This window comes from Xanthomonas sp. NCPPB 3005 (assembly GCF_041228095.2).
Classification (GTDB): domain Bacteria; phylum Pseudomonadota; class Gammaproteobacteria; order Xanthomonadales; family Xanthomonadaceae; genus Xanthomonas_A; species Xanthomonas_A bonasiae.
Genome location: NZ_CP166096.2, coordinates 2,847,068 through 2,870,795 on the forward strand (window position 1 = coordinate 2,847,068; position 23,728 = coordinate 2,870,795).

The 23,728-nt window shown below is 63.6% G+C and carries 20 protein-coding genes and 1 pseudogene; 20 read left to right on the forward strand and 1 reads right to left on the reverse strand.

Annotated features, from left to right (window positions below; all coding sequences use genetic code 11):
- The first annotated feature begins 6 nt into the window (after window positions 1–6).
- The 15 genes and pseudogenes from AB8810_RS12365 to AB8810_RS12435 form a co-directional block, all read left to right on the forward strand.
- Complete coding sequence (locus AB8810_RS12365; RefSeq protein WP_179564539.1) at window positions 7–639, forward strand: response regulator; 633 nt, start codon at window positions 7–9, stop codon at window positions 637–639.
- A 270-nt stretch (window positions 640–909) separates the two neighbouring features.
- Window positions 910–2,307: an RNA polymerase factor sigma-54 gene (gene rpoN / locus AB8810_RS12370; RefSeq protein WP_179564537.1), complete on the forward strand. Its 1,398-nt coding sequence runs from the start codon at window positions 910–912 to the stop codon at window positions 2,305–2,307.
- A gap of 13 nt (window positions 2,308–2,320) precedes the next feature.
- Window positions 2,321–2,704, forward strand: coding sequence for a response regulator transcription factor (locus AB8810_RS12375; RefSeq protein WP_010341669.1), 384 nt, complete (start codon window positions 2,321–2,323; stop codon window positions 2,702–2,704).
- Window positions 2,701–4,191: a sigma-54 dependent transcriptional regulator gene (locus tag AB8810_RS12380; protein ID WP_191824242.1), complete on the forward strand. Its 1,491-nt coding sequence runs from the start codon at window positions 2,701–2,703 to the stop codon at window positions 4,189–4,191. The genes AB8810_RS12375 and AB8810_RS12380 overlap by 4 nt, the downstream gene beginning before the upstream one ends.
- A gap of 294 nt (window positions 4,192–4,485) precedes the next feature.
- Window positions 4,486–5,589: a DegT/DnrJ/EryC1/StrS family aminotransferase gene (locus tag AB8810_RS12385; protein ID WP_369916597.1), complete on the forward strand. Its 1,104-nt coding sequence runs from the start codon at window positions 4,486–4,488 to the stop codon at window positions 5,587–5,589.
- 50 nt (window positions 5,590–5,639) lie between these two features.
- Entirely contained in the window at window positions 5,640–5,861 is a 222-nt protein-coding gene (locus tag AB8810_RS12390; protein WP_184409854.1) for an acyl carrier protein, read from the forward strand.
- Between the two features lie 4 nt (window positions 5,862–5,865).
- The gene (locus AB8810_RS12395; protein ID WP_369916598.1) at window positions 5,866–6,903 is read left to right on the forward strand and encodes a ketoacyl-ACP synthase III; all 1,038 of its coding nucleotides are present in this window, start codon (window positions 5,866–5,868) and stop codon (window positions 6,901–6,903) included.
- Window positions 6,900–7,664 (forward strand): SDR family NAD(P)-dependent oxidoreductase, encoded by a 765-nt coding sequence (locus tag AB8810_RS12400; protein ID WP_369913791.1) that lies wholly within the window; start codon window positions 6,900–6,902, stop codon window positions 7,662–7,664. The genes AB8810_RS12395 and AB8810_RS12400 overlap by 4 nt, the downstream gene beginning before the upstream one ends.
- A complete protein-coding gene (locus tag AB8810_RS12405; protein ID WP_369913792.1) occupies window positions 7,661–8,395 on the forward strand; it encodes an SDR family NAD(P)-dependent oxidoreductase in 735 nt (244 codons plus the stop codon). The genes AB8810_RS12400 and AB8810_RS12405 overlap by 4 nt, the downstream gene beginning before the upstream one ends.
- Window positions 8,392–9,045: a NeuD/PglB/VioB family sugar acetyltransferase gene (locus tag AB8810_RS12410; RefSeq protein WP_369913793.1), complete on the forward strand. Its 654-nt coding sequence runs from the start codon at window positions 8,392–8,394 to the stop codon at window positions 9,043–9,045. Before AB8810_RS12405 ends, AB8810_RS12410 begins: the two co-directional genes overlap by 4 nt.
- Before the next feature lie 3 nt (window positions 9,046–9,048).
- Window positions 9,049–10,194, forward strand: coding sequence for an aromatic ring-hydroxylating dioxygenase subunit alpha (locus AB8810_RS12415; RefSeq protein WP_369913794.1), 1,146 nt, complete (start codon window positions 9,049–9,051; stop codon window positions 10,192–10,194).
- Window positions 10,184–10,807, forward strand: a complete 624-nt coding sequence (locus AB8810_RS12420) for a UDP-3-O-(3-hydroxymyristoyl)glucosamine N-acyltransferase (protein ID WP_369913795.1) — start codon at window positions 10,184–10,186, stop codon at window positions 10,805–10,807. The genes AB8810_RS12415 and AB8810_RS12420 overlap by 11 nt, the downstream gene beginning before the upstream one ends.
- Entirely contained in the window at window positions 10,804–12,327 is a 1,524-nt protein-coding gene (locus AB8810_RS12425) for an FkbM family methyltransferase (protein ID WP_369913796.1), read from the forward strand. Before AB8810_RS12420 ends, AB8810_RS12425 begins: the two co-directional genes overlap by 4 nt.
- A gap of 36 nt (window positions 12,328–12,363) precedes the next feature.
- Window positions 12,364–13,734 (forward strand): polysaccharide pyruvyl transferase family protein, encoded by a 1,371-nt coding sequence (locus tag AB8810_RS12430; RefSeq protein WP_369913797.1) that lies wholly within the window; start codon window positions 12,364–12,366, stop codon window positions 13,732–13,734.
- Between the two features lie 23 nt (window positions 13,735–13,757).
- Window positions 13,758–14,442: pseudogene (locus AB8810_RS12435) on the forward strand (glycosyltransferase family A protein); the annotation flags it as partial.
- A gap of 90 nt (window positions 14,443–14,532) precedes the next feature.
- Here the strand turns inward: AB8810_RS12435 and AB8810_RS12440 are convergent.
- A complete protein-coding gene (locus AB8810_RS12440) occupies window positions 14,533–15,471 on the reverse strand; it encodes a hypothetical protein (RefSeq protein ID WP_369913798.1) in 939 nt (312 codons plus the stop codon).
- Between the two features lie 134 nt (window positions 15,472–15,605).
- Here AB8810_RS12440 and AB8810_RS12445 point away from each other — a divergent pair, with 134 nt between their 5' ends.
- From AB8810_RS12445 to fliF, 5 genes are all read left to right on the forward strand, one after another.
- A complete protein-coding gene (locus tag AB8810_RS12445) occupies window positions 15,606–16,376 on the forward strand; it encodes a cytidylyltransferase domain-containing protein (RefSeq protein ID WP_369913799.1) in 771 nt (256 codons plus the stop codon).
- A 139-nt stretch (window positions 16,377–16,515) separates the two neighbouring features.
- Window positions 16,516–17,505, forward strand: coding sequence for a DUF1028 domain-containing protein (locus tag AB8810_RS12450; protein WP_369913800.1), 990 nt, complete (start codon window positions 16,516–16,518; stop codon window positions 17,503–17,505).
- Between the two features lie 261 nt (window positions 17,506–17,766).
- Window positions 17,767–21,288 carry a glycosyltransferase gene (locus tag AB8810_RS12455; RefSeq protein WP_369913801.1) on the forward strand — a complete coding sequence of 1,174 codons (3,522 nt, stop codon included), beginning with the start codon at window positions 17,767–17,769 and terminating at the stop codon, window positions 21,286–21,288.
- A 344-nt stretch (window positions 21,289–21,632) separates the two neighbouring features.
- A complete protein-coding gene (fliE, locus tag AB8810_RS12460; protein WP_185812917.1) occupies window positions 21,633–21,995 on the forward strand; it encodes a flagellar hook-basal body complex protein FliE in 363 nt (120 codons plus the stop codon).
- 11 nt (window positions 21,996–22,006) lie between these two features.
- Window positions 22,007–23,719, forward strand: a complete 1,713-nt coding sequence (fliF, locus tag AB8810_RS12465; protein ID WP_369913802.1) for a flagellar basal-body MS-ring/collar protein FliF — start codon at window positions 22,007–22,009, stop codon at window positions 23,717–23,719.
- Window positions 23,720–23,728: the final 9 nt, after the last annotated feature.

The window sequence follows — 23,728 nt, forward strand, 5'->3', positions numbered from 1 at the left end:
CCCACTGTGCGAGTCATCATCGTCGACGATCACACCCTGGTCCGCGCCGGCCTGAGCCGGCTGTTGCAGACGTTCGCGGACATCGACGTGATCGCCGAGGCCAGCAACGCACAGGAAGCGGTGGACCTGGCCAGCCTGCACCGCCCCGACCTGGTGCTGATGGACCTGTCGCTGCCCGGGCGCAGCGGCCTCGACGCGCTGACCGACGTGCTGCAGACCTCGCCCAAGACCCGCGTGGTGATGATGTCGATGCACGACGATCCGGTGCATGTGCGCGACGCACTGGACCGCGGCGCCACCGGCTTCGTGGTCAAGGACGCGGCGCCGCTGGAACTGGAACTGGCGCTGCGCGCGGCCAGCCTCAACCAGGTGTTCCTGAGCCCGCAGATCTCCTCGAAGATGATCGCGCCGATGCTGGGCCGCGAGCGCCCGGTCGGCGTCGCCGCGCTGTCGCCGCGGCAGCGCGAGATCCTGCGCCAGATCGGCCGCGGCCAGAGCAACAAGGAAATCGCCTCGGACCTGGGGATCAGCGTCAAGACCGTGGAGACCCACCGCGCGCGGATGATGGAATCGCTGGGCTGCCGGCGCGCCAACGATCTGGTCCTGCTGGCCGCGCGCCACCAGAACGAATTGACCTGAGCGGCCGGGAACGGGTTCCCGACGCGACGCACTGGCATGCGGCTTGCCTTAACCGCTCAGCTGCCGCCGTGAAACCGTCGAAGCCCGCCAGCGTTGGCTCTGCAGCGCCGATCGACCGGCGCCCCCTACGGTCATGTAGGGATTTTCCCCACATGCTGTCGGGAATTTGACTACCTCACTCAGGAACGCCCTGATTCTGTTACCGTCAGGTGGCAAGCACTATGCATTCCACGGGCGCCAGAGGGTTGGCGCCAAACCGAGGAAGTTCGCATGAAGCCGACCGTCTCCGCCCAGCTAGGCCAGCAACTCCACCTGACCCCGCAATTGCTGCAGTCGATCCGGCTGCTGCAACTGGACGGGATGCAATTGGAAATGGAAATCCGGCGCGCGCTGGAAACCAATCCCTTGCTGGAACTGGAAGAGCCGGAAGGCGTGCTCGAGCCGGTGGTCGATCACGACACCACGCTGGAAACCGCCGCGTTCGACGAGCTGCCCGAATCCTCGATGTGGGACATTCCCGCCGCCGGCTGGAGCGAGGGCGAAGACGACCGCATGCAGCGCATCGCCGCCGGCGAGTCCACCGATCCGCAGCTGCGCGTGCTGCAGCGCCTGGCGCTGGAACTGGACGAGCGCGACCTGGAAGTGGCCGCGTTCTGGCTGGAGCACAGCGACGATGCCGGCTACCTCGACGGCGCGCTGGACACCCTGACCCTGCTCGCCTGTGCGCGCTTCGACCGCTCCGCCGCGCAGGTGGAAGCGATCCGCCAGCGGCTGCTGCACGGCGACCCCGCCGGCCTGGCCGCCTGCGACCTGCGCGAATGCCTGAGCGTGCAGCTGGCCGCCCTGCCCGGCCGCGTCGCCGGCCGCCACCTGGCCGCGCGCATCCTCGCCGGCGACCTGAATCTGCTCGCCAGCCACGATTACCCGCTGCTGGCGCGCCTGCTCGACGCCGAAGCCGACGACGTGCGCGAGGCGGTGCGGCTGATCCTGTCGCTGCAGCCACGCCCCGGCGACAGCCTGCTGCCGGAGAACCTGGGCCACGTGATTCCCGACGTGGTCGCCTGGCACAGCGACGGCACCTGGCGGGTGGCGCTGAACCCGGCCACCACCCACCGCGTCAGCGTCAATCCGATGCACGAGCGCGCCCTGGCCGAGGCCGGCGAGGCGGCGGCGCCGTTGCGCGAAATGCTGCAGGAGGCGCGCTGGCTGACCCGCGGCCTGTCGATGCGCTACGAGACCCTGCTGCGCACCACCCGCGCCATCGTCGAACGCCAGGCCGCGTTCCTGGTCAAGGGCGAGGAAGCGATGGCGCCGCTGACCCTGAAGGAAGTGGCCGACGCGATCGGCATGCACGAGTCCACCGTGTCGCGCATCACCACCGGCAAGTACCTGCAGACGCCGCGTGGTACCTTCGAACTGAAGCATTTCTTCGCCGTGCGCCTGGAAGGCGCCGCGGTCTCGGGACAGGCGGTGCGCGCGATGGTGCGGCGCCTGATCGAATCCGAGCCGTCGGGGCGGCCGCTGGCCGACGAGGCGATCGCCGGCCTGTTGTCGCGCCAGGGCGTGAACGTGGCCAGGCGCACCGTGGCCAAGTACCGTGAACAACTGGATATCGCCCCCGCCCGCGAACGCCGTCGCGCCAAACCGCTGCTGGCCCGCGCGGGCTAAGGAAACACTACACATGAACAAATTGTCCGTGCTTCTGGTCGACGACCACGAAGGCTTCATCAACGCCGCGATGCGCCACTTCCGCAAGCTCGACTGGATGGAAGTGATCGGCAGCGCCGCCAACGGCCTGGAGGCGATCGAACGCTCCGAGTCGCTGCGCCCGCAGGTGGTGCTGATGGATCTGGCCATGCCCGAAATGGGCGGCCTGCAGGCCACGCGCCTGATCAAGACCCAGGACCAGGCGCCCTACATCGTGATCGCCAGCCATTTCGACGATGCCGAGCACCGCGAGCACGCCATGCGCGCCGGTGCCGACAACTTCGTCAGCAAGCTGTCCTACATCCAGGAAGTGATGCCGATCCTGGAGGGCTTACGCACAGAGGGAGTACCGGCATGAGCGAATCGCGCATCCTGGTGATCGATGACGACGCGGTCCGCGCCGAACGCACGGTAAGCCTGCTCGAATTCATGGACCTCAACCCGCGTTGGGTGACCGACGTGGCCGACGTCAATCCCGGCCGCCACCGGCAGAGCGAGTGGATGGCGATCCTGGTCGGCGGACTCGACGACCAGGCCCAGGCCGACGCGTTCTTCGGCTGGGTCGCGCGCAGTCCGCTGCCGCCGCCGGTGCTGCTGCTCAACGGTGAGGCGCAGGCGTTCGCGCAGCGCCACGGCCTGCACGAAGCCAACGTGTGGCAGCTGGAAGCGCCGCTGCGCCACGCGCAGCTGGAAACCCTGCTGCGCCGCGCCAGCCTCAAGCGCCTGGACGCCGAGCACCAGGCCGGCGCGGTGCAGGACAGCGGCCCGACCGGCAACAGCGCCGCGGTGGTGCGGCTGCGGCGGCTGATCGACCAGGTCGCCGCGTTCGACACCACCGTGCTGGTGCTGGGCGAGTCCGGGACCGGCAAGGAAGTGGTCGCGCGCGCGATCCACCAGCAGTCGCCGCGCCGCGACGGCCCGTTCGTGGCGATCAACTGCGGCGCGATCCCGCCGGATCTGCTGGAAAGCGAACTGTTCGGCCACGAGAAAGGCTCCTTCACCGGCGCGCTGTCCGCGCGCAAGGGCCGCTTCGAGATGGCCGAGGGCGGCACCCTGCTGCTCGACGAGATCGGCGACATGAGCCTGCCGATGCAGGTCAAGCTGCTGCGCGTGCTGCAGGAACGCAGTTTCGAGCGGGTCGGCGGCAACGTCACCATCCGCTGCAACGTGCGGGTGATCGCCGCCACCCACCGCAACCTGGAAGAGCGCATCGCCGGCAACCAGTTCCGCGAGGACCTGTTCTACCGGCTCAACGTGTTCCCGATCGAGATGCCGGCGCTGCGCGAACGCAGCGACGACCTGCCGGCGCTGGTCAACACCATCGCCGCGCAGCTGGCGCGCACCGGGCGCGGCGAAGTGCGCTTCTCCGAAGAAGCCTTGCAAGCGCTGCGCGGCTACGACTGGCCGGGCAACGTGCGCGAGCTGACCAACCTGGTCGAGCGCCTGGCGGTGCTGCATCCCAGCGGCCTGGTGCGGGTGCAGGACCTGCCGGCGCGCTACCGCGGCGACTTCGCCTCCTCGATCGACGTGTCGGCGCCGCCGGCGCCGATCGCAGCAGCGGATCCGCGCCGCTTGCCCAACGTGGTCGACCTGCACGTCGGTCCCAAGGCGTTCTCCGATCCGTCCGAAGCGGCCGCGCAGACCGCATCGACGCTGCCGGAGAGCGGCCTGGACCTGCGCGGGCACATGGCCAACATCGAGTTGGCGCTGATCAACGAAGCGCTGGAGCGCACCCAGGGCGTGGTCGCGCATGCGGCCCAGCTGCTGGGCCTGCGTCGCACCACGCTGGTGGAGAAACTGCGCAAGTACGGCATCGATCGCGACCAGACCGAACTGGCTGGCTGAGCGCGCGTCGCGAGCAGATCCGCGTCGCCACGCGCGTGCTGCGCTACGGAACGACCGCGGTTCGAAACTGAAGTACCCTCCCCTCTACGCATCGCATGCTTTCCGGACGTGCGTCCGGCCGGCCCGCTGCGGCTGTGTCGCGAACGATGGGGATCGTCGCGCGCTCGCACGCTTCTCGCAGGCGAACGCGGAAGCAGTGGACACGTCTGTTGGCATATGGCTTGCTTTCAGAACAGGAACCCCGTCGCAACGATCCGCGCCGCGGATTCTCCACACGTACCCACGCAGGCCACCATGCCCATTCCCGTCACCAGTCCGCTGCTGCCTCCCCTGGACGAGTTCGTGCCGTACTTGGAGAAGATCTGGAGCAGCCGCATCCTGACCAATGGCGGCGACATGCATGCGGCCCTGGAGCGTGCTCTATGTGACTACCTGGGCATTAACCACATTGCCCTGCTCAGCAACGGGACCCTGGCGCTGATCACCGCCTTGCAAGCGCTGCGCATCGCCGGCGAAGTCATCACCACGCCCTACTCCTTCGTTGCCACCACCCATTCCCTGCATTGGAGCGGCATCCGCCCGGTGTTTGTCGATATCGATCCGGTAACCCTGAGCCTGGACCCGACCAAGATCGAAGCGGCCATTACTCCCCAAACCACGGCGATCATGCCGGTGCATTGCTATGGCAACGCCTGCAATACCGAGGCCATCCAGCGCATTGCCGATATCTACAACCTGCGCGTGATCTATGACGCAGCCCATGCCTTTGGGGTTCGCGATGAGGGCGGTTCGATCCTGCGCCATGGCGATTTGAGCGTTCTAAGCTTTCATGCGACCAAGGTGTTCAATACCTTCGAAGGCGGCGCTATCGTCTGCCCGGATTCGACCACCTATCGCCGCATCGGCTACCTGAAGAATTTCGGCATCGTCGATGAGACCACCGTGGTCGCCCCGGGGATCAATGGCAAGATGAATGAGGTCAGCGCCGCCTTCGGACTGCTGCAACTCAAGCATATCGACGCAGCGCTGGAACAGCGGCGCCTGATCGACCAGCAGTATCGGCAGCTGCTAGCCGATATCGCCGGCATCCGCTGCCTGCCCCAAGACCAGAAGACCGCAACCAACTATGCGTACTTCCCGATCCTGGTAGATGCGGGCTATCCACTGTTGCGTGACGCGCTCTACCAGCGTCTACGGGAACAGGATGTGCTGGTCCGCCGCTACTTCTACCCGTTGATCAGTGACCTGCCGATGTATCGCAGCCTGGCCTCGGCTGCACCGGATAATTTACCGGTCGCTCGCGACATCGCGCAGAAGATCCTCTGCCTGCCGATCTATCCTGGTCTGGCGCCCGCAGACGTCGAGGCAATCGCACAGTTGATCGCACATCCTTGCTGATAGGCTCCAATGCAATTTCTCCACGCTTCACAACCTGGAAATAGAACAACATGAGTCAACAGAAATTCATTGAGGACTTCCTCTCCGCTACCGACTTTCAGGATCCGGTGGAGGTCACCATGGACACCATCCTGGCTGACTTGCCTGAGTGGGATTCGCTCTCAGCGTTGGGCGTAATCGTCATGTTCGACGTGGAATACGGAAAGGTCATCACCGGCGACGATCTCAAGAACTGCGTCACACTCAACGATCTCTACAAACTGCTGGGGTAAAGCCATGGGATTGTCCACTCTCAGCAATGTCCGCTTTGCGGGCATGGCGAGTTGCGTGCCCAAGCGGATCATTTCCAACCTGACCGATTGCCCGCCGAAGATGCGCTCAGAACGCGAGCGTCTGGTGCGCAACATCGGCATCGAGTTTCGTCGCATTTGCCCGAGCTGGCAGACGTTTTCCGATCTGGCGCTCATCGCCACGGAAAAGCTGCTTGAAGAGCTGCAATGGGACAAGAAAGAAATCGATGCGCTGATTGTCGTGACGCAATCACCCGACTATCCCATCCCGGCCACGGCCATCATTATGCAGGACCGGCTGCAATTGCCGCAGACCGCTATCGCCTTTGATGTCAATCTTGGCTGCTCGGGCTATCCCTTTGGCCTGCACCTGGTGGGCAGCATGATTGCGGCGGGCACCATCAAAAAAGCGCTTCTGCTGGTCGGCGACCGCTCTGCCACGCTTATGGATCCATTGTTCTCCGATGCGGGCACCGCCACGGCGCTGGAGTTCGACAAAAATGCACCCCCAATGCATTTCGACTTAAACAGCGACGGCAGCGGCTACCAGGCCATCATGTTGCCCGTGGGCGGACACCGTGAGCCTTACGGACACCAGCATATTTCTCCTACACGTGACGAGAACGGTGTGCTGCACTGGCCAGGTGAACTGATTCTCGACGGTCCGGCCGTATTGAGTTTCTCGACCCAGCGTGTGCCGCCAGCTGTGGAAAGACTGCTTGACTATTCCTGTGCCTCTAAGGACAGCGTTGATTTCTTCGTTTTCCATCAGGCCAACAAAATGATCAACGAAACCATCCGCAAGAAGTTAGCGCTGCCGACAGAGAAAGTGCCGTCGACTCTGCGAGACCTTGGCAATACCAGTGGCGCTTCCCTGCCCGTCACCATGACCGTCCGTCTGAGCGATACGCTAGTCAAGGCCAAGCACCGCCTGTTGCTTGCCGGCTTCGGCATTGGCCTTTCCTGGGGCACGGCCATCGTGGACGTCGAGAACGCGGCCTTTCCGGCGCTGATCGAAGCATGAACGCCGAGCGCGATCCATTTTCCCTGGAAGGCAAGCGTATCCTGGTGACTGGCGCTTCATCGGGTATTGGTCGACAAATTGCGATAACCTGCTCACAAATGGGAGCGCTCGTCGTCATCACCGGGCGCAACGCCGAGCGGCTGCAAGCCACATTCGATCAACTGGAAGGTCAAGGCCACACGCGAGTCGTGGCGGACCTGGCAGAAAAGGAAGGCATTGACCGCGTAGTGGGTGCAAGCGGCGTCATCGACGGCCTGGCACACGCAGCCGGCATGTCCAAGCTGACCCCCTTCCGCATGATTGGGCGTGCGCATCTGGACGAGACATTTGCGAGCAACACCTACGCGCCCATGCTGCTGACTCGAGGCCTATTGGCGAAAAAACAGATCGCGCCGGGCGGCTCCCTGCTATTCATTGCCTCGATTGCCTCGCATATCGGCCCGCTGGCTAGCGGTGCCTACGCTGCCAGCAAAAGTGCCCTGCTTGGCATGATGCGCTCGCTGGGCATGGAAGTAGCCAAGCAAGGCATGCGTGCCAACTGCATCGCGCCAGGTTACGTACGCACTCCCTTGCTGGATGGCCTGCAGGGAAGCGGCGGCAACATGGACAGCCTGTTTGAATTGACGCCACTCGGCATGGGCGAGCCAGAAGACGTGGCTTATGCGGCAGTGTTCTATCTTTCCGATGCCAGCCGCTGGATCACGCGCAACCACTTCATTCTTGATGGTGGTTTTTCTGTACCGATGGACATCTACGCATGAGTAACGCGGCGCAACGCGCTTTTTCACTGACGGGCAAGACCATTTTGGTCACAGGTGCTTCGTCAGGCATCGGCAGGCAAATCGCCGTTTCCTGCGCGCGGCGCGGGGCGTGCCTGGTCATCACCGGGCGGGACGCAGATCGCCTTCAGGAAACCTACAATTTGCTAGAAGGCCAAGGACACCTCCAGGTGCTGGCCGACCTGACCGAAGCGGAAGGCCGTGAACGACTGGTGCAGGCCATTTCCGGCGTAGATGGCTTGGTACACTGCGCTGGCGGGCAGCGCTTGAGCCCCATCCGGCAATTGACCGAGAAGCTCATGGCCGATGTCTATGCGGTCAATTTCCTGGCACCGGTCATGCTCACCCAGCGGCTGTTGCAGGCCAACGCTCTCGCGCCTCAAAGTTCCATCGTCTTCATGCTTTCCACTGCGGCCCATATCGGCACGCCCGGAGTAGGCCCATATTCGGCCATGAAGTCAGCCCTGCTCGGCATCATCCGCTGCCTGTCCATGGAGCAGGCCAAACGCAAGATCCGGGTCAATGGCCTGTCTCCGTCTGCAGTTGTGACGCCCATCTGGGACGCAACCCACCTGGAAGCACAGCGCAAACGCCATCCGCTCGGATTAGGCACGCCAGAGGACGTGGCGAACGCTGCGATCTATCTATTGTCCGACGCCAGCCGCTGGGTAACCGGGACCAGTTTGGTGATGGACGGCGGGGCTGTCCTGTGACCTATTCCGTGCTCATCGTCGGCGCGGGCGGCTGGGGCCGCGAGGTTCTGGAGCAAATGCAAGGTGATGTCGCGCATCGCAAGGAATGGGAAGTCACCGGGTTCCTGGACAGCCGCGAGCACATTCTCGATGGCTTCGATACCGGAGTACCTATCGTCGGCGACCCCTTGACGTACGTGCCGCGTGGCAACGAGGCCTTTGTCTGCGCGCAAGGAAACCCACTGGAACGACACAAATACGTTCAACCGCTGCTTGCAAAGGGGGCCGCGTTCACCCCGATCTGCACCGAGTCGCACCTCAGTCGCCGCGTGCGTCTAGGCACAGGTTGCTTTCTCGGCAACAACGTCCACGTCGGCCCCGATGTGTGGATCGGGGATTTTGCCAACCTGCTCACCTGGTCGGTGATTGGACACGACGTCCGCATTGGTAATTACGCTCATGTGGGCGCACAGGTTTTCATGGGCGGCGGCGTGGAGATAGGTGACTTCGCAGTCGTGCACCCGCGTGCCACCCTGGTGCCCGGCGTCAAGGTGGGTGAGCATGCTGTCGTCGGCACCGGTGCGGTCGTACTGAAGGATGTGCCAGAGGGTGCCACGGTGTTCGGCAATCCGGCCAAGATCGTGTTCCACAAGAACATCAAGACGGACTGATCCATGCGCTCCAGGATGCATCCCAAGTACTACTTGTCGCAGGAAATCTTCGATCGCGAGCAGCGCAAGATCTTCCGCAGGGTCTGGTTGTTCGCAGGACTCAAAACGCTGCTGAAGGATCACAATTGCTTTATCACACGCAAGATCGCAGGCGTCCCCCTGGTCATACAGAACTTCCATGGTGAAATTCGCGCATTCGAGAACGTTTGCCTCCACCGCAGTGCGCTGATCCAGGCCGATGCCATCGGTTGCCGCCCATTGGTGTGCCCTTACCACGCATGGAGTTACGACGAACGAGGCGGGGTGAAGAACATCCCGGACCGCAGCACGATCTATCGCATGGACGATAGTGAAAAGAACAACCTCAAGCTGCGCGAATTCTCACTGCACGCCATTGGCAACGTGCTGTTCGTCAACCTGGATCCCAACCCGATGCCAGTCGAGGAGCAGTTTTCGCCAGACTTCATCGCCTTGCTGGAAAGTAGCTCCAACGCTTATGACACTGAGGTCATGGTGACGACATGGCATGGACGGTACAACTGGAAGCTCGCTTACGAAAACCTTCGGGACGCCAATCACCCCCGCTTCGTCCACCCCAAGACCCTGGCCAAGAGTGTCAGCTTCGTTCCCCAAGTAAACGCGGAACAAGCCAAGGAGTCCATGGAAGCCTTGCAAGACACATCGCCGGCGTCCCTGAGGCGCGAAATGCGTCGTTTTAGCTTCGGCGGCGCTGAAGCATCCATCCCCGACCTTCGACACTTCGGCTGGCACGACAAAGTGGAACGCTGGGGCAAGCAGGACGCCTACTTCAACTGGCTGGCTTTCCCGAACCTGCATATCGCAAGCGCAAATGGCGGCTATTCCTTCACACTGGAACACCACACCCCCATCGCGCCGGACAAGACCGACCTGGAAATCTATTGGTTCAGCGCACGCAAGAAGCGGCCTTACGGGTTTTCCGGCCAGGTGTTGCTGGCACAAATGCACGGCAGCAAGACGGTGGTGGGCGAAGACGTGGAAATCATGGAGCGGGTGCAGGCCGCATTGCACACAGATGCTCCGCTGCCCACTCAAGGTGACTACGAATCCATGAATCGCCTGGTCGAACGCTGGTACACGATACTGATGGAAACCGAACATGAAATCTAGGTGGATCATCGGCGGCAGCGAATACCTCGACCTGGCCTTTCATGCCTGGAAGCAGGCGCGTCAGGACGAGACAGTCATCAGGATCGACGTGCCGCAGGATGCTGATCACGCGTTCGATCTCGGTGTGCTGGATGGGCTGGATCCATCGGACGGGGCCATGTTCGCCGCCTTCGACGAACGCTTCGGCAACTTCAAGCGCATGGAACTGATGCAGGCAGCAATGGAGCGTGGCTTCAGGCTGGAGCCGTTCATACACCCCAGCGCCGCCATTGGCGCGGACACGGTCATCGGCCTGAACGCGTTCGTGGGCGCCAATGCTGTCATCGGGCACGGCTGCAGGATCGACTACAACACCGTCATCCATGCCGGAGCGCACCTTGGTCCGGAATGCCGCATCAAATCCTCATGCTGGATAGAGCATGGCGTTCAGATCGGCACTGGCGTCGAAATCGGCGGCAACAGCGTCCTGCGTACCGGCGCCATCGTGCGCGCAGGCGTCAAAGTGGGCCGAAGCTGCGAACTTGGCTGGCCACGTGTTTACGATGAGGACGTGCCCACCAAGACCTATTTCGATACCCGCTACGACGCCCCCATTCATACCTACGATAGATGATCTCCATGCACTCGAGAAATGAGCAGCTTCGCCAACGCATTCTACGTATCGCGGAGCAGGAACGTCCCGCATTCGACGATGTCATTGCGCGCCTGCCCGCGATCGCCGACCGCCCTGTTTTCCTGGTTGCTCCCGAGTCCTACGCAGGCATGGTGCATGGCCCCAGGGTCGTGGCCAACCTGCGTCATGTAGTTGCCGCGGTTGATGACCAAAGCACCCATCTGGATAACATCCACGGCGCGCCGCGCTGGAGCAGTCAGGAGTTTCTCGCGAACGCGGGGCAGTATCCCAATGCAATCGCTATCGATTTCTCTTGTAGCCCGCGCGGCCGTGCGTTTGCCACCAATCTCTGCGCAGCTGCGCACATTGAACAGCTGAGCGTTGCGCCTTCCGTGGATCCACTGATCCCGCATTTTGAGCAGCGCCCTCTATTTCTCATCCAACCGCGCTCTGGCATAGGCAACATCTATGCTCCCCAGATCGTCCAACACCCCACACATGTCATCGCCGCCGTGGATGACAAGCCAAACGAGGATGACACCGTTCATGGCGTGCCGCGTTGGAGTTTGCGCCATTTCGTCGAACAAGCGGCCCACCACCGCGGGGCATTGGCTATCGATTTCTCCTACAGCCCAGAAGAATCTGGTTTGGCCCGCAAGCTATGCGAGCAAGCAGGCATTGAAAGGGTGGATGCCTGCCTGGCCATTGCCCACTGTGGGCTGGCAGCAGTGTACGAACCTGCCCAGGTGTACCGCCAGCGCACGCTTCTGCGCCTGGACGAGTTTTTGCGCCTTGCGGATCGCCTGGACGACGAATTCAGCGTTTTTACGCTCTACAGCAACCTATTGTTCCGCCTGACCTACGATTCCAGCCTTCTAAGGGACTGCTGGGCTGCACCGATCAACGAATACTTTTCCACATTCGCCGACAGCAGCACCTTTCAACTGGGAAAGCGCGAACATTTTTGTGATGGTGGCGCCTTCGAGGGGCCCATCGTCCGCAAGTTTCTTGACGCATCCCGCCATCAATACGAAAGCATCACGGCCTTCGAGCCCGATCGCATCAACTTCCAGAAACTGCAGGATGTCGGGGGCGCTCTCCCTTTTTTGCCTCGCAATCTCAGGACCATCAACAAAGCCATCTCCAACGAGCATACGACGTTGCGCTTCAAGGAGACCGGCACCGTTTCCAGCCATGTGTCGCAGGATGGCGAAATTTCCGTATCTACCACCCGCCTAGACGACGAACTTGAAAAACTGACGTTGTTGAAGCTTGACATCGAAGGATTTGAAGCCAGAGCACTGGAAGGAGCGTCTCGCCTCATCCATACCCAGCGCCCCCGCATGGCTATTTGCGTATACCACTACGCCCAGGATTTGCTAGACATCGTGGAACAACTGGATAAGTTGGTGGATGGCTACCACTTCCGACTACGCCAGCACTCTCCCGCCCATTACTACGACCTTGTTCTGTATGCATCGCCCGTCGCTGGAGCCGAGCCGCCGCCTTGGGCGAATTAAGCCTAGGGGCATTCATAACCCGGAAAATATAGAGAGATGACCGACGCCAGCAAGATTTTCCTTTTCAACTCGGCCCTTCCTGAATCCCTGGAAATTTCGGATTTCCTGAAAGGAATGGGACCGTCCCAAGCCAATATCAGAGGCCAGAACATCGGTAACGGCTACATCGCCTATGGTTTTTTGAAAGCGCTGTTCGGGCGTCCGGTGAAGCTTGACCACATTTCCAACGCACTGGAAGCAACGCTCTCCGATCCACTTGTAGAAGAGATCAACGGAAAATACTCGCATCTCGTCTGGACGATGAAGGACGACATCCGGGAGGACTTCTCGGGCCTCCCCATCGAGCGAATCACGCACTTTCTCGAAAAAATCATGATCCCGGTCGTGCCGGTGAGCCTTTGCGCGAACTCATTCAATGGCTACGACTTAGGCTTGGCCGAGCGCCTGAGCCCCAATCAAAAGCGATTTTTCTCCATTCTCTCCGAAAAGTCCAAGCTGATTGGTGTTCGCGGAAATTATTCCGCCGAGGTCTTGAATAGCCTCGGCATAAAGAACGTCAAAGTGATTGGCTGTCCGAGCTACTTCGAGAACGGACCCACCCGGACTCTGCACAAAAAACCATGGAATGCGGAAAAGGTCGTCACTACGGCCACATTCTTCAATTCCCAGCTTCCGCGGACATCCCATCTACTGCAGGATGAGCTTTATTTCATAAACCTACTCTACCTTGACAAAGCACTACCGCCGACCCACAACATCACAGCGCAACCTTTCAACCTCGACGAAATACCCACGTCCTTCCAACTACTGGCCAAGGCCATGACTGGACGTTTGGAATTTTTCTCGGATTACAATCAGTGGTCCACTTTCTTCAAAAGCAACGACCACTGCCTCACGATTGGAACCCGGCTTCACTCCGCAATTCTCTCGATTAATAGCGGCGTCCCCGCCATTGTGACCAATCCGGATTCCAGGGCCAGGGAAACTTGCGAATTCCTTCGCATTCCTTATGACCCTACCATTCACAGCCGAAGCAACATCCGTGAAGTTTTCGAGAACCTCGACCTCTCGGAAATGAACAACGCTTACCCGGCTTTGCATAAGGGATTTCTTGATTTTCTCGACACAGTCGGCCTTCTGCCTTGCACTGCACCCCATGACAGACCCTGCTTTGAATTTCCGGATCTGAAGAAAAGCACTGCCCCCTCAGTTGCAACTGAGCTACATGAAGCCTACACCGAGCTCGTAGAGAATCTGGACCGCGAGGTCGTTGTCCGGAGAGAGCATGGCGGGGAAATGTCTCGGCGATTGGTAAATAAATTCCAACTTCTAAGACGGCGCTATCCAGGGCTGACGCGCAAGGAGTATTTGGATTATCTCAGCCGATTTTCGGGTGAAACTAAGTGAAACTGGATCTGGTCAGCATCGTCATGCCTGCCTACAAGGCGACATATTTCGAGCAGGCCATGGACAGCGTGCTGGCGCAGACCTACCCGGCGCTTGAGCTGGTGATCTGCGACGACAACGCAGACGGCGGTGTTTCCAGGATCGTGGAGAACAAGCGCGCCCTGGCCGGTTTTCCCATTCGCTACTTCAAGAATGAGGACCGCCTTCGAGCTGGCTAGCAAGGTCAAAGGATCGGTCTAGCCCAGGGCAAGTACACAAGTTCCTGCACGACGACGATGTGTTGATGCCGGAATGCATCCAGGAGCTGGTGGCGGCGATGGAAGCAAACCCCAGTGTTGCGATGGCGTCCTTCGCAACGGCTGCGCATTGATGAGCAAGGCGAGCCGTTGCCGGACATCCTGGCGACCTGCTTTCCGTTTTCCGAGGATGTGCTGATCGATGGGCGCGAACTGCGGTCCTTCCTCGCTGACCACACCATCAACTTCATCGGCGAGCACAGTTGCGTGCTATGCCGGCGCCAGGACCTGGGCGATGAACCGATGTCTTTGAACGGCAAGATCATCCATTGGATGGGCAACCTGGCGCTGTACGCCAAGGCCCTGCAGCGCGGCAACCTGTCGTTCCTGTCCAGTCCAGGCCCTGACCCACTTCCGCGTCTTCATCGTCCAGTTCAGTCAGGCTGGGCGCGACCATCCGGGCATCGGCGAGCTGGACCGGCAGCGTACCAGCTTGGCCAATCGCCGGTCTGAATGAGGAATCCCAGTCTTAACGAACGAACGGCCTTCATAAGGTCTAATATCAAGAATAACTCCCTCCGGCATAAATGGATCCGGCCACACTTCCTGGAAAGACATTTTGGCCTTTCCCACTAACCCAAATCACCCCATTTGCATAAGCCTTATACCGCAGACCTGTGGCCGCACCGGAGAACGTAAATGTTGTGTCACCGCCATTTATGCTACCCACGCGACCAGCGTCAACGAAGGCAATAGTATAAGTCGGCGTACCTGTCAAGGTGACGGTGATGCTACCAAGAACCAGTTGACCACCATCGTATATCCCATAATGGGTGGTGCCACCTCCAGTGATACTGTAGTTGCCTTGGACGTAGCAGACGCCATTGGTGGTTGTGGTGATTTGGGAACCGGTCATCGCTGCAAAAACGTGGCCGCCCAGGAAGCTACACGACCCTCTATTACTGATCACTATGCCGTTTGCTGTGCCCCCGCCACCTAAAGTGAAACCAGAAACCTGAACCCTGCTACCGGCATCCACCGCAAGGATCCATCCCGCGGTATTGCGCCAAATAGCAGACGTGCCACCTACAAACCGAACGACGCCACCGGTCACGTTGCCCGTCGAAACATTTTCTACATAAGTTCCGTCTGCGACATTGACAAATACCGTATGGCCGCATAGCGAATAACGTGTTCGCAGTACATTTACAGCATGTTGGATGGTCTGAAATGCCGTCGCAGCGCTTAGCCCATCATTGGAATCACTGCCCGTACTGGAGACATACAAAGATAAATCCTGAGTCAAGGCAACGGCGTAAGTAACGTAGCTATTCGCGCTAGTACCCATCGCGAACCGACCTTCATCGGTGATGAAATATGGCTCACTGGCAGCGAGTTCACCAGCCGTCGCAGCAGCATCAAACTGCGCGCGCGTACCGCTTTTTACATAAATATTTGCACCTGAGATTGCATCTGGCATGATATGAAACTCCTTAGGCATTCAATTTCGAAGTGCATTATCCAAAAATTTACCCACCCCCATTATGAGGATTGTAAAAATAAGAGATTTTTGGAAATTCATCACTTCTCCAATAGCAGAGAGCATCTCGACCTTTAATATTTAATAATACCGGAATGTTGTCATCCTCCAGCAGGAATTCACCACCCATTCAACTTACCATTGGCCTTGCTCGATTACTGAGAACCAGCCCGCATTTGATGATCGGCATCGGCGCAGCAAGCTGCGTCTCTGCGCATTCAGGCTTGGCTGAATTCAGCAACCTAGTGCCGCACAATCAAAATATTCATATTTCAAGTGGCGGATCACGCTCGCCCATGCCTGGTTGCACCCAAGAAATTCGGCGTGCAAATAAAATTCCCATGAACTACGCCATCGTCATTCCAGCGCGCCGCGACTCTTCGCGCCTGCCGGGTAAGCCGCTGCTCGCGCTGGACGGCGTTCCCATGATCGTGCGCACCTATCGGCAATGTGCAAAAGCCGCACCTGCCGAGCGTATCGTGGTGGTCACCGACTGCGACCTGATCTGCGCCACCTACGAACAGGCCGGTATCCGCACGCTGATGACCTCAAACGACTGCCTGATCCCACCGCGTCTGGCGCCAGGTCTGCGCCTACGCGTTTCCCAGGCAGGCGCTGCAGGCGTTCGCCGAGCCCTGCCCGCAAGACCGCGCTGGAGGAGATCGAGGACATCGAGACCCTGCGCTTCTGGAGGTGGGCTTCGAAGTCAGGATGGTGCAGATGAGCGACCAATCGATCGCCCTGGATACGCCGGGCGACGTGCTGCGCGTGGAGCAGACGCTGCGCGCCCGGTAGCTCACCGAAGTGCTGGACGCGTAGCCATGAGCGCAGGCAGCGATCTGTGCGATCCCCAGTCGTCGGACTGAGTGTCGCTGGTTAAGTCACGGCCGGCACTTCCTCAACGCAGCCTTGCTCTGCATAGTGGCGTCGTGTCGAGCCGTCGGGGACGGCAATGAGCCCAGGTCACCTTGTGGCACTCCACCACACCAGTAGCGAGAACCCGGCATGCTGCGTTCGAACATCACCGCACGTCGCATCGCGCTTCGGCTGCTGGCTGCGGCGATGGCCCTGGCCGCAACCGGCCCGGCGTTCGCGACATTCTCCATCGTGGCCTGCACGCCGTCCGGCACCTGCGGGGCGGCGGTGGCCACCAATAATCTCGCGGTGGGCGCGACGGTCATCTACGCCAAGGCGCAGGTCGGCGCGGTGGCGTCCCAATACGAGACCAACCCCTCCTATGGACCGAAGGGAATCGCCCTGCTGCAACAGCGCGCCTCGGCCCGCGCGGTGGTCGACGGACTGGTCCGAACCGATGATGGGTTCGAGGGGCAGGATGCCTCGTTCCGGCAAGTGGGCGTGGTCGGGATGCGCGGCGAAGGCGCGGCCTTTACCGGCGCGCAGGCCATGGCCTCGGCCTGGGCCGGGTCGATCACCGGGCCGGGCTATGCGATTCAGGGCAATGGCCTGACCAGCGAAGCGGTCGTCGCCGCGATGCGTGACAGTTTCCTCGGCGGCCACGGTACGCTCGCCGATCGCCTCGTCGCCGCCCTCGCCGCCGGCCAGCAGGCCGGCGGCCAGAGTACCGGCAAGATGTCCGCCGCCCTGCTGGTGCGCACGCCGCAGGGAGGATTCGAGGATATCGATCTGCGCGTCGATGCCGCCAGCGAGCCGGTGCCCGAGCTGCGCCACCTGCTCGATCTGAATCAAGCCAACAGCGCGATGGCCCGCGCCGAGCGCGCGCAGCGGCGGGGCAACGCCGGGCAGGCGCGGGACGCACTGGACGAAGCGGTCAGGCTCGGCGCCGACTGGGACAGGATCTGGCGCCGCGCGGCGCGCCTGCAGATGGCGCTGGGCGACAGCAATGGCGCGCGGCAAGCGCTTGCCGCCTTTGCGCACCTGAACCCGGCATGGGCGCAACTGGAACGGCAAGACCCGCTGTACTCCGCCCTGGCCTTGGATGCGCCGCCGCAAAGCCCGCCCTCCAGTTCCGACTAGACTGCGTCGGGTCTGGTGCTCGGGTCGCGCCACGCGGCAGCGGCGGCGATCCGCCTGCTGCGATCCAGGCAACCGGCCAACCGATCCACGGTCGCATCCTCACCTGGGCGCGGAGCGGCGGAGCCGCGCAGGGCCTGATCTAACGCCTGCGGCACGCATGTTGCATCCCCAGCGGATTGGCGGCGACAACGCCGGCATCCGTACGTGCGGGAGCCGACACCGCGACCGCCCCCTCTTTCCTCTCAGAGACCATCCGTCCCAATGAGTGTCAACGCCCTGGTCAGCATCGTCATGCCGGCCTACAAGTTCCGCTACTTCGAGCGGACGCTCGACAGCGTGCTGGGCCAGACCCATCCGGCGCTGGAACTGGTGATCTGCGACGACAACCCCGATGGCACGATCGCCGCGGCGGTGGAGCGCAGGCGTGCCGCGGCGCGCTTCCCGATCCGCTACCAGCGCAACCCCAGCCGCCTGGGCGAACTCGGCAGCACCATCAAGGGCATCGGCCTGGCGCAGGGCGAGTACGTCAAGTTCCTGCACGACGACGACGTGCTGGAACCGGATTGCATCGCCGCGCTGGTGCAGGCCATGCAGGCCGGCCCCGACGTGGTGCTGGCGTCCTCGCGCCGGCAGCGCATCGACGGCGACGACGCGCCGCTGCCGGACATCCACGCCACCAGCTTTCCGTTCGCCGGCGACGTGCTGCTCGATGGTCCCGAACTGCTGTCCTTCCTCGCCGACCACACCATCAACTTCATCGGCGAACCCAGCTGCGTGCTGTGCCGGCGCCAGGATCTGCTGGAGATCGGCGACCAGCTGATGATGCTGGACGGCAAGGTGATCCACTGGGTCGGCGACCTGGCGCTGTACGCCAAGCTCCTGCACCGCGGCAACCTGGCCCTGCTGGCCAGGCCGCTGACCCGCTTTCGAGTGACGCAGGACCAATTCAGCCAGGCCGGCCGCGACCAACCAGGCATCGGCGACCAGGGCCACGACGATTTCCGCCGCGGCGTGCGCGCCATGGGCTGGTACCGCGGCGACGGCGACGTACGCCTGGTCCATGTGACCCCGCTGGACGGAGGCCGCGCCGAACCGGTCGATCTGCTGCAGGCGATCCAGGCCGCGTATGCGCGCGGCCGTGCCCAGCTGGCGCTGCGCGACTGGCAGGCGCAGCGCCAGCTGCCGCCGGCCAAGCGCGCCCTGTTCGACGCGCGCCTGGCGGAACTGGGCGGCGGCGCGCGGCTGGCGGTAATGCTGGACGCGCGCAACGCCGACGCGGCCGCGCTGCAAGCCAGCCTGCACAGCCTGCTGCTCGACGGCGCCGCCTTCGCCACGCTGAGCGTGGCCGTGCTCGGCGCCGCGACGGCCACGCCGTGGCCGGATCCGCGGGTCCGGCATCTGCCGCTGGCGTCCGCCGACGAGGCCGCCGACCGCAACGCCGCGCTGGCCGAACTCGACCGCTCTGACTGGTTCCTGTGCGCCCGCGCAGGCACCGTTTTCTGCGCGGGCGGCCTGCTGCGCTTGGTGCTGGAGCTGGCGCAGCAGCCGCACTGCAGCGCGCTGTATGCCGACGAATGGCTGGCGCTGGACGGCCAGACGCTCGCCCCGGTGCTGCGCCCGGATCCGGATCTAGACCTGCTGCTGGGCAATCCGCTGGCGACCGCCGGGCACTGGGTGTTCCGCCGCGCCCTGGTGCAGGAGCTGGGCGGGTTCGATCCCGATCACGACGGCGCGCTGGAACTGGAGCTGATCCTGCGCCTGTTCCAGCGCGATGCCGGCGCCAGCCTGGGACATCTGCCCGAGCCGCTGCTGATCGCGGCGCCGGCCGACGCCGCCGCGGGCGCCGAGGCGCGCCAGCGCGCCGTCGCCAGCCACCTGCGGGCACGCGGCTATGCCGACGCCAGGATCGACGCGCTGCCTGGCGGGCTGCATCGCATCGACTATGGCCATGCACAGCAGGCGCCGGTCTCGATCGTGACCATCGCCCAGGACAATCTGCCGGCCCTGCAACGCCTGGTGGTCGGTCTGCTCGAGACCACCGCCTACCCGGCCTACGAACTGCTGCTGGTCGACAACGCCAGCGACGCGCCGGCGGTGGGCGCATGGCTGCAGGCGGTGGCCGAACTGGGCAACGGCCGCATCCGCGTGTTCGCACTGGAGCAGCGCGTGGCCCAGGCCGAGGCGCGCAACCTGGCCGCGACCCAGGCGCATGGCGACTACCTGCTGTTCCTGGACGCCGACAGCGCCGTGGTCCAGGGCCGCTGGCTGCACGAACTGATGAACCATGCGCAGCGCCCGGAGGTCGGCATCGTCGGCGCCAAGGGCGTGTCCGCGGACGCCACCATCACCCACGCGGGTCTGCTGCCCGGGCTGTTGCCCGGCGCCGGCCACGCCTTCGCCGGCGAGCCGATGGCGCAGGCCGGCTACATGGGCCGGCTGCAGGTGGCGCACCGCTACAGCGCCGTGTCCGAGCGCTGCATGCTGGTGCGGCGCGACCTGTTCGAACGCTTGTCCGGCTTCGATGCGGGCGGGTTCGGCGACGGCGGCGCCGACGTGGACCTGTGCCTGCGCGCCGCCGCGCTGGGCGAATGGACGCTCTGGACGCCGGAAGCGCTGCTGCTGCAGCCCCCCGCGCCGCCACGGCCGCAAAGCGCGGACGATGCGCTGCTGCAACGCTGGCTGCCGGTCATGGCGCACGATCCGGCCTACTCGCCGAGCCTGGGCCTGGAGCAGCCGGGCGGCTTCAAGCTCGGCGAATCCGAGTTCTCCTGGCAGCCGCTGGCGTGGAAGCCGCTGCCGCGGATCCTGGCGCATCCCGGCGACGCGTTCGGCAGCGGCCACTACCGGGTGATCCAGCCGTTCCAGGCGCTGGCCGAGGCCGGGCAGATCGACGGCGTCTACTACGCGCGCCTGCTCGACCCGGTGGAGATGGAGCGCATCGCCCCGGATGCGGTGGTGGTGCAACGCCGGGTCGGCGACGTCGAACTGGCCAAGATGGAGCGCATGCGCCGCTTCTCCACCGCGTTCAAGGTCTACGAACTGGACGACTACCTGCCCAACCTGCCGTTGAAGAGCGTGCATCGCGAGCAGATGCCCAAGGACGTGCTGCGCTCGCTGCGCCGCGCCGCGGCGCTGGTGGACCGGGTGGTGGTGTCGACCCCGACCCTGGCCGACGCCCTCGCCGGCCTGCATGCCGACATCCGCGTGGTCCACAACCGGCTGGATCCGCGCATGTGGGGCGATCTGCCCGCGCCGACCAGGACCAGCGCCGGCGCCAAGCCGCGGGTCGGCTGGGCCGGCGGCGCCAGCCACACCGGCGACCTGGAACTGATCGCCGACGTGGTGCAGGCGCTGGCCGGCGAGGTGCACTGGGTGTTCATGGGCATGTGCCCGGATCGGCTGCGCCCGCATGTGGCCGAAGTGCACCCGGGGGTGGACTTCGAACGCTATCCGCAGGCCCTGGCCGCGCTGCGCCTGGACCTGGCGCTGGCGCCGCTGGAAGACAATCTGTTCAACCGCTGCAAGAGCAATCTGCGCCTGCTCGAATACGGCGCCTGCGGCTACCCGGTGGTGGCCAGCGACCTGCCGCCCTACCAGCACGGGTTGCCGGCGACCCTGGTCAAGAACCGCTTCCGCGACTGGGTCAACGCGATCCGCATGCACCTGGCCGATGCCCCCGCCCGGGCTGCGGCCGGCGACGCGCTGCACGCGGCGGTGCGCCGCGACTGGATGCTGGAAGGCGCCAACCTGCAGGCCTGGCGCGCGGCCTGGCTGCCGGACTGAGCGCAGCGGCCGCCGGGACCGGCACCAGGATTGCATCCTGCTGATCCGGTCCAGGACCCGAGCCGGCACGGCGCGTCAATCGGCCGTCACCAGGGCAGCGAAGACAGCGGCCGGGCGGCGTCGGGAAGCCGACGCCGCCGCCCGCCCTCGCACGGGCGCGCGCTTCCCTTCTCCCACCGGGAGAAGGTGCCCCGAAGGGGCGGATGAGGGTAAGGGCGACGCTTCGTGTCGTTCGATGCGGCCATGCGTTCGCCCGTCTTCCGGGTAGCCGATCGGCACCCGCCGGATTTCGGCACACCGCTTGCATCCATCCCGGGTAGCCGCCCCGGCATGGACATCCCCGTATGAGCGACTCCATCAGTTCCATCCTCTCGCAGATCCGCAGCTACCAAAGCCAGGTCGGCCAGGCCGCGCCTGCGCAGGTGGCCGATGCCGGACGCAGCAATGCGATCGAAGGCCTGACCGGGACCCAGGGCACGCAGGCCCCGAGCTTCAGCGAGACCCTGCGCAGCGCGATCAGCGGCGTCAACGAAACCCAGCAGAAGGCCGGCGATCTGGCCAAGGCGTTCGAAATGGGCGACCCCAACGCCGGCCTGGCCAAGGTGATGATGGCCGCGCAACAGTCCCAGGTGGCGTTCCGCGCCACCGTGGAAGTCCGCAACCGACTCGTCCAGGCGTACCAGGACGTGATGAACATGCCGCTGTAAGGTAGACAACGATGGCTCTTGCGCTCAGCAAAGACACTCTCAGCGGCGAAAAGGCAGGCGCCTGGTTCGATCGCCTGCAGAGCCTGCAGATCACCCGCCGCATCGGGCTGATGGCGATGATCGCCGTGGCCGTGGCCGCGGGCCTGTTCGTGTTCTTCTGGTCGCAGAAGCCCGCGTACACCCCGCTCTACACCGGCCTGGACGAAAAGGGCACGGCCGAGGCTACCGACCTGCTGCGCACCGCGCAGATCCCGTTCAAGCTCGACCAGACCACCGGCGCGATCACCGTGCCGGAGGACAAGCTCTACGACGCGCGGCTGAAGCTGGCCGGCTCCGGCCTGACCGACACCGGCAACATGGGCTTCGAGGTCATGGAGAAGGATCCGGGCTTCGGCGTCAGCCAGTTTGTCGAGAACGCGCGCTACCAGCACGCACTGGAGACCGAACTGGCGCGCACCATCGCCAGCCTGCGCCCGGTGCGCGAGGCGCGGGTGCACCTGGCCATCCCCAAGCCCAGCGCGTTCACCCGCCAGCGCGACGTGGCCAGCGCCTCGGTGGTGCTGGAACTGCGCGGCGGCACCACCCTGGAACGCAACCAGGTCGATGCGATCGTCAACATGGTCGCCTCCAGCATCCCCGACCTGACCCCGGAGCGGGTCACCGTGGTCGACCAGAGCGGGCGCATGCTGACCATCGCCGACCCGAACAGCGACGCGGCCCTGAACGCGGCCCAGTTCGAGCAGGTGCGGCGCCAGGAAAGCTCCTACAACCAGCGCATCCGCGAACTGCTGGAGCCGATGACCGGCCCCGGCCGGGTCAATCCGGAAGTCAGCGTGGACATGGACTTCTCGGTCACCGAGGAAGCGCGCGAACTGTACAACGGCGAGCCGCCGAAGCTGCGCAGCGAGCAGGTCAGCGACAGCAGCATGGCCGCGGCCGGCCCGCAGGGCGTGCCCGGCGCGACCAGCAATTCGCCGCCCGGCGCCGCCGCGCCCGGCCAGCCCGGTGCCGCCGGCACCCCGGGCTCGACCCCGGCCAACACCCAGCAGGCGGCCGCCGCGACCCCGACCGAAACCTCCAAGAGCGCCACCCGCAACTACGAGCTGGACCGCACCCTGCAGCACACCCGGCAGCCGCCGGGCCGGATCAAGCGCGTGTCGGTGGCGGTACTGGTCGACCACGTGCCGCGGCCGGGCGCCAAGGGCAAGATGGTCGAGCAGGCGCTCAGCGCCGCCGAGCTGACCCGCATCGAAGGCCTGGTCAAGCAGGCGGTCGGTTTCAACGCCGAGCGCGGCGACACCGTCTCGGTGATGAATGCGCCGTTCGTGCGCGAAGCGCCGGAAGCGGCGGACAAGCCCGGTTGGTGGGAAGATCCGCGGGTGATGAACGGCTTGCGCCTGCTGCTCGGCGCGGCGGTGGTACTGGCCCTGCTGTTCGGCGTGCTGCGCCCGGCGCTGCGCCAGATCGCCGGCCCGGCGCCGGCCAAGAACACCGGCAAGGACAAGTCCGAGCCGCACAACGCCAATGTGTCGATGCTGGACGACGACGACCCGCTGCTGCCGTCGATGGCCGAAGACACGGCCAGCATCGCCGGCGGCAGCCGTCCCGCGATCGCCCTGCCCGACGCCTACGAAGAGCGTCTGCGCCTGGCCCGCGAAGCGGTCAAGCAGGATTCCAAGCGTGTCGCGCAAGTCGTGAAGGGATGGGTCGCCAGTGAAGCCTGATGCCAGTGC

Excerpts from the sequence above, each read along its gene's own strand:
- rpoN (WP_179564537.1), top strand. The coding sequence starts at position 910 with ATGAAGCCGACCGTCTCCGCCCAGCTAGGCCAGCAACTCCACCTGACC.
- AB8810_RS12375 (WP_010341669.1), top strand. The coding sequence starts at position 2,321 with ATGAACAAATTGTCCGTGCTTCTGGTCGACGACCACGAAGGCTTCATC.
- AB8810_RS12380 (WP_191824242.1), top strand. The coding sequence starts at position 2,701 with ATGAGCGAATCGCGCATCCTGGTGATCGATGACGACGCGGTCCGCGCC.
- AB8810_RS12385 (WP_369916597.1), top strand. The coding sequence starts at position 4,486 with ATGCCCATTCCCGTCACCAGTCCGCTGCTGCCTCCCCTGGACGAGTTC.
- AB8810_RS12390 (WP_184409854.1), top strand. The coding sequence starts at position 5,640 with ATGAGTCAACAGAAATTCATTGAGGACTTCCTCTCCGCTACCGACTTT.
- AB8810_RS12395 (WP_369916598.1), top strand. The coding sequence starts at position 5,866 with ATGGGATTGTCCACTCTCAGCAATGTCCGCTTTGCGGGCATGGCGAGT.
- AB8810_RS12400 (WP_369913791.1), top strand. The coding sequence starts at position 6,900 with ATGAACGCCGAGCGCGATCCATTTTCCCTGGAAGGCAAGCGTATCCTG.
- AB8810_RS12405 (WP_369913792.1), top strand. The coding sequence starts at position 7,661 with ATGAGTAACGCGGCGCAACGCGCTTTTTCACTGACGGGCAAGACCATT.
- AB8810_RS12415 (WP_369913794.1), top strand. The coding sequence starts at position 9,049 with ATGCGCTCCAGGATGCATCCCAAGTACTACTTGTCGCAGGAAATCTTC.
- AB8810_RS12420 (WP_369913795.1), top strand. The coding sequence starts at position 10,184 with ATGAAATCTAGGTGGATCATCGGCGGCAGCGAATACCTCGACCTGGCC.
- AB8810_RS12425 (WP_369913796.1), top strand. The coding sequence starts at position 10,804 with ATGATCTCCATGCACTCGAGAAATGAGCAGCTTCGCCAACGCATTCTA.
- AB8810_RS12430 (WP_369913797.1), top strand. The coding sequence starts at position 12,364 with ATGACCGACGCCAGCAAGATTTTCCTTTTCAACTCGGCCCTTCCTGAA.
- AB8810_RS12440 (WP_369913798.1), bottom strand. The coding sequence starts at position 15,471 with ATGCCTAAGGAGTTTCATATCATGCCAGATGCAATCTCAGGTGCAAAT.
- AB8810_RS12445 (WP_369913799.1), top strand. The coding sequence starts at position 15,606 with ATGTTGTCATCCTCCAGCAGGAATTCACCACCCATTCAACTTACCATT.
- AB8810_RS12450 (WP_369913800.1), top strand. The coding sequence starts at position 16,516 with ATGCTGCGTTCGAACATCACCGCACGTCGCATCGCGCTTCGGCTGCTG.
- AB8810_RS12455 (WP_369913801.1), top strand. The coding sequence starts at position 17,767 with ATGAGTGTCAACGCCCTGGTCAGCATCGTCATGCCGGCCTACAAGTTC.
- fliE (WP_185812917.1), top strand. The coding sequence starts at position 21,633 with ATGAGCGACTCCATCAGTTCCATCCTCTCGCAGATCCGCAGCTACCAA.
- fliF (WP_369913802.1), top strand. The coding sequence starts at position 22,007 with ATGGCTCTTGCGCTCAGCAAAGACACTCTCAGCGGCGAAAAGGCAGGC.